General features: G+C 72.7%; 2 protein-coding genes and 1 pseudogene. 1 reads left to right on the plus strand and 2 read right to left on the minus strand.

All coding sequences use genetic code 11. The annotated features are described in order from the left end of the window. Positions 1–594 (plus strand): annotated as a pseudogene (locus tag KS423_RS41315) (SAM-dependent methyltransferase); the annotation flags it as partial. Positions 595–692: 98 nt separating this feature from the next. On the opposite strand, the gene ftsH reads toward KS423_RS41315, so the two are convergent. Together ftsH and KS423_RS41325 are read right to left on the minus strand one after the other, a co-directional pair. Next, entirely contained in the window at positions 693–2,681 is a 1,989-nt protein-coding gene (ftsH, locus tag KS423_RS41320) for an ATP-dependent zinc metalloprotease FtsH (protein WP_224284867.1), read from the minus strand. Positions 2,682–2,773: 92 nt separating this feature from the next. Continuing rightward, positions 2,774–3,298, minus strand: a complete 525-nt coding sequence (locus KS423_RS41325) for a GNAT family N-acetyltransferase (RefSeq protein WP_224284868.1) — start codon at positions 3,296–3,298, stop codon at positions 2,774–2,776. Between the last annotated feature and the right edge of the window lie 250 nt (positions 3,299–3,548).

The following is a 3,548-nucleotide window of genomic DNA, read 5'->3' on the forward strand; positions in this document are numbered from 1 at the left end:
CGGGGCGCCCAGGTCGCCGGGCAGGAGCCGCGGGACGAGCTGCGCGAGCTGGCCCACGGCCGCCGGCTGCGGGTGTGCGCCGAATCCCGGGCGCCCGCCGCCGTCCCCCGCTCGGCCCATTCGCTGGTGACGGTTTTCGAGCAGCTGCCCGACCCCGCCGAGTACCCCCCGGTGGTCACCGAGGCCGCCCGGCTCGCCCAGCCCCGCGGGCACGTGGTGCTGGCCGCGTGGGGCCCGCCGGAGCGCTGCGAGAGTGCCCCGGTGCTGGACGTGGCCCGGCGGATGGCGGGCCGGACCACCGCACGCGATCCGTTCGAGCTGAGCATGCCCGGTGCGCTGGAGGACCTGCTCGCCCCGGCGGGGCTGCGTCCGGCCGGCAGCGGCCGGGTGAGCTGCCCGTTCGCCTACGCCGACCTGGACAGCGCGGTGCGCGGCCTGCTCTCCACCGGCCTGTTCGAGCCGGCCGAGGAGTTCTCCGGTGCCTCGCTGGTGGCCAAGGAGCTGGAGGAGGCGCTCCAGCCGTACCTGCGCGCGGACGGCTCGGTGCGGATGGAGAACCTGTTCCGCTACCTGATCGCCGAGCGGCCGCGCTAGCCGGGCAGCCGCGCCCGGGAAACGCGAACCACGAACGCGAACCGGAAACGCGAACCGGGGGCGTCCGCCACCACGGCGAGCGCCCCCGGCATCCGACATCACGCCGGGTCGATCGACTTCCCGTCGGCCTCGTCAGGCCGGCCGGAGCCTTCGGCTCCGTGGGAACCTCCGGCACCCCCGGAGGGCGCTTCCCGCGGCACCCCCGCCGCCCGGTAGGCCTGCTCCTCGTCCAGCGTCTCCGCCTCCAGCAGCGCCGCCGCCAGGGCGTCCAGCCGGTGCCGCTGCTCGGTCAGGATCCGCACCGCGTCGCCGTAGCACTCGGAGACGATCCGCCGGGCCTCCTCGTCCACCGCGTCCAGGGTGGTCGGCGCGGCGGAGAGCCCGTACGCGCCCTGCGGGTCGGAGGGCACCGCGGTGAGCCGGCCGACCCGCTCGCTCATCCCCCAGCGCCCGGCCATCCCGCGGGCGATGTTGGTGACCTGCTCCAGGTCGCTCTCCGCACCGGTGGTGATCACCCCGTAGACCACCTGCTCGGCCGCCATGCCGCCGAGCGCGCCGATGATCCGGCCGCGCAGGTAGGGCTCGGTGTACGAGTAGCGGTCGTTCTCCGGGGTGGAGAGGGTGACGCCGAGCGCCCGGCCGCGCGGCACGATGGTGATCTTGCGGACCGGGTCCGCGCCGGGCTGGAGCATGCCCAGCAGCGCGTGCCCGCTCTCGTGGTACGCCGTCCGCTCGCGCTCCTCCTGCGGCATCACCAGCGGCCGCACCGCACCGAGCTGGACCTTCTCCAGGGCGTCCGAGAGGTCCCGCTCGTTGACCGCTTCCTGCTTGCGCTTGACGGCCAGCAGCGCGGCCTCGTTGACCACGTTGGCGAGCTCGGCGCCGGTCATCCCCGGCGTGACCTTGGCCAGCTGGTTGAGGTCGGTGCCGCCGGCCAGCGGGACGTTGCGGCTGTGGATGCGCAGGATCGCCGCGCGGCCCTCCCGGTCGGGCGGGCTGACGGTGATCCGCCGGTCGAAGCGGCCGGGGCGCAGCAGTGCCGGGTCGAGCACGTCCGCCCGGTTGGTCGCGGCGATCACGATGACGCCCTCGGAGCCGCTGAAGCCGTCCATCTCGGTGAGGATCTGGTTGAGCGTCTGCTCGCGCTCGTCGTGCCCGCCCATGCCGCCGCCGGCGCCGCGCTGACGGCCGATGGTGTCGATCTCGTCGATGAAGATGATCGCCGGGGCGACCTTGCGGGCCTCGGCGAACAGTTCGCGGACCCGGCTGGCACCGACGCCGACGATCATCTCGATGAACTCGGAGGCGGAGGCGGAGAAGAACGGCACGTTCGCCTCGCCGGCCACGGCCCGGGCCAGCAGGGTCTTGCCGGTTCCGGGCGGACCGCTCAGCAGCACGCCGCGCGGCATCTTGGCGCCGAGCCTGCGGTACCGCTCGGGGTGCTTCAGGTAGTCGACGACCTCGGTGAGTTCGGCCTCGACCTCGTCGATGCCGGCCACGTCGGCGAAGGTGGTGCGCGTGCCCTCCTCGGCGGTGACCGGCTTCGGCGGGGCCTTGCGGCCGAGCGGTCCGCCGCCGAGCCCCCCGGCCATCCGGCGGGCGAGCAGCACCCAGATGAAGACCAGCAGCAGCATCGGGGCGAGCGAGAGCAGCAGGTTGGTGAGGAAGCTGCGCTGCTGGACCGGCGAGGTGGCGGTGACCTCGACGCCCTGCTGCTGGAGGGTGGCCCACAGGTTGTCGCCCGCGAAGGACGGCCGCTGGGTGTCGAACTCGGTGTAGTCGCCCTTGCCGCCGTCCGGCTTGGGCTGGGCCGACTTGAGGGTGCCCTCGATCGCGTCGCCCTTGGCGTAGATCTTGGTGATGTTGCCCTTGTTCAGCTGGTTGTTGAACTCGGTGTACGAGATCGTGGTGGCACCGGCGGGGCCGAAGAACGACAGCAGCAGGTCCGAGATCAGGAACACCACGAGGGCGGTGAGGGCGAGGCCCACCCAGCCGCCGGGCATCCGGCGCTTGGGCGGCGGGGGCGGGGCGCCCTCCGAGCGCCAGGGCTGGTCGGGGGTCTGACGTGGCGGCACGGGTTCGGTCACCCATCGGACAATACGGACAGGTGCTCGGACGAGCCAATCGCAACGCCGCGCCCGGACCCCCGTACGCCTGCGCCGACCCCTTCCACCAGCGGCTATGCCGTCGTACCGGACCACTCCTCGGCGGTCAGCGCGAACCGCTCGTGGTCGCGCCACTCCCCCTGGAGGAACAGCATCCGCGGGGAGAAGCCCTCGTGCCGGAAGCCCAGCCGCTTGGCCATCGCGATCGAGCGCTCGTTCTCCGGCTGCACGTTGATCTCCAGCCGGTGCAGCCCCAGCCCGTGGGCCGACTGCGGGGCGAAGCAGCGGTCCACGACCAGCCGCATGCCCTCGGTCATCCGCCCGGTGCCGTTGAACGGGACGTACGAGTCGTAGCCCAACGTGGCGTTGCAGAAGCGGCTCATCACGATGTTGGCGACGTTCACCTTGCCGACCAGTCCACCGGTCTCCCGGTCGAGGATCAGGAAGGTGCGCAGCCCGGATCCCTGGCGCTTCAGCAGGTCGGGCAGTCCGTCCGGCTCGACCGGGTTCCACCGTCCGATGTGTTCGGCGGACCGCCGGATCGCCTCGGCGTACGCGCCCGTGTCCTCGGCCCTCGGGGCCCTGATCATCACTCGCATGCCCCCATCATCGGACACGCGATCGGCCCGCCGCCCGGAGACACCGGACAGCGGGCCGATCAAAATCGATCAAGACCGATCCCTGCCGATCGGAAGGTCACCAAGGAGCGACCAAGGGTGATCGGAGTGGTTCAAGGACTACAGCATGTCCTTGAACTCCTTGGGCAGCTCGAAGTCGGCCGGGCCCTTGCCCGCGCCGAGGCCGAACGCGCCGCCGTCCGCCGGGGCCTGGCCGGCACCCGGGCCGAGC

The organism is Streptomyces sp. LS1784 (genome assembly GCF_020103755.1).
In the GTDB taxonomy this organism is placed as follows: domain Bacteria; phylum Actinomycetota; class Actinomycetes; order Streptomycetales; family Streptomycetaceae; genus Kitasatospora.

What these genes read in the sequence shown, in the direction of transcription:
- KS423_RS41325 (WP_224284868.1), bottom strand. Translation starts at nt 3,298, where the DNA reads ATGCGAGTGATGATCAGGGCCCCGAGGGCCGAGGACACGGGCGCGTAC.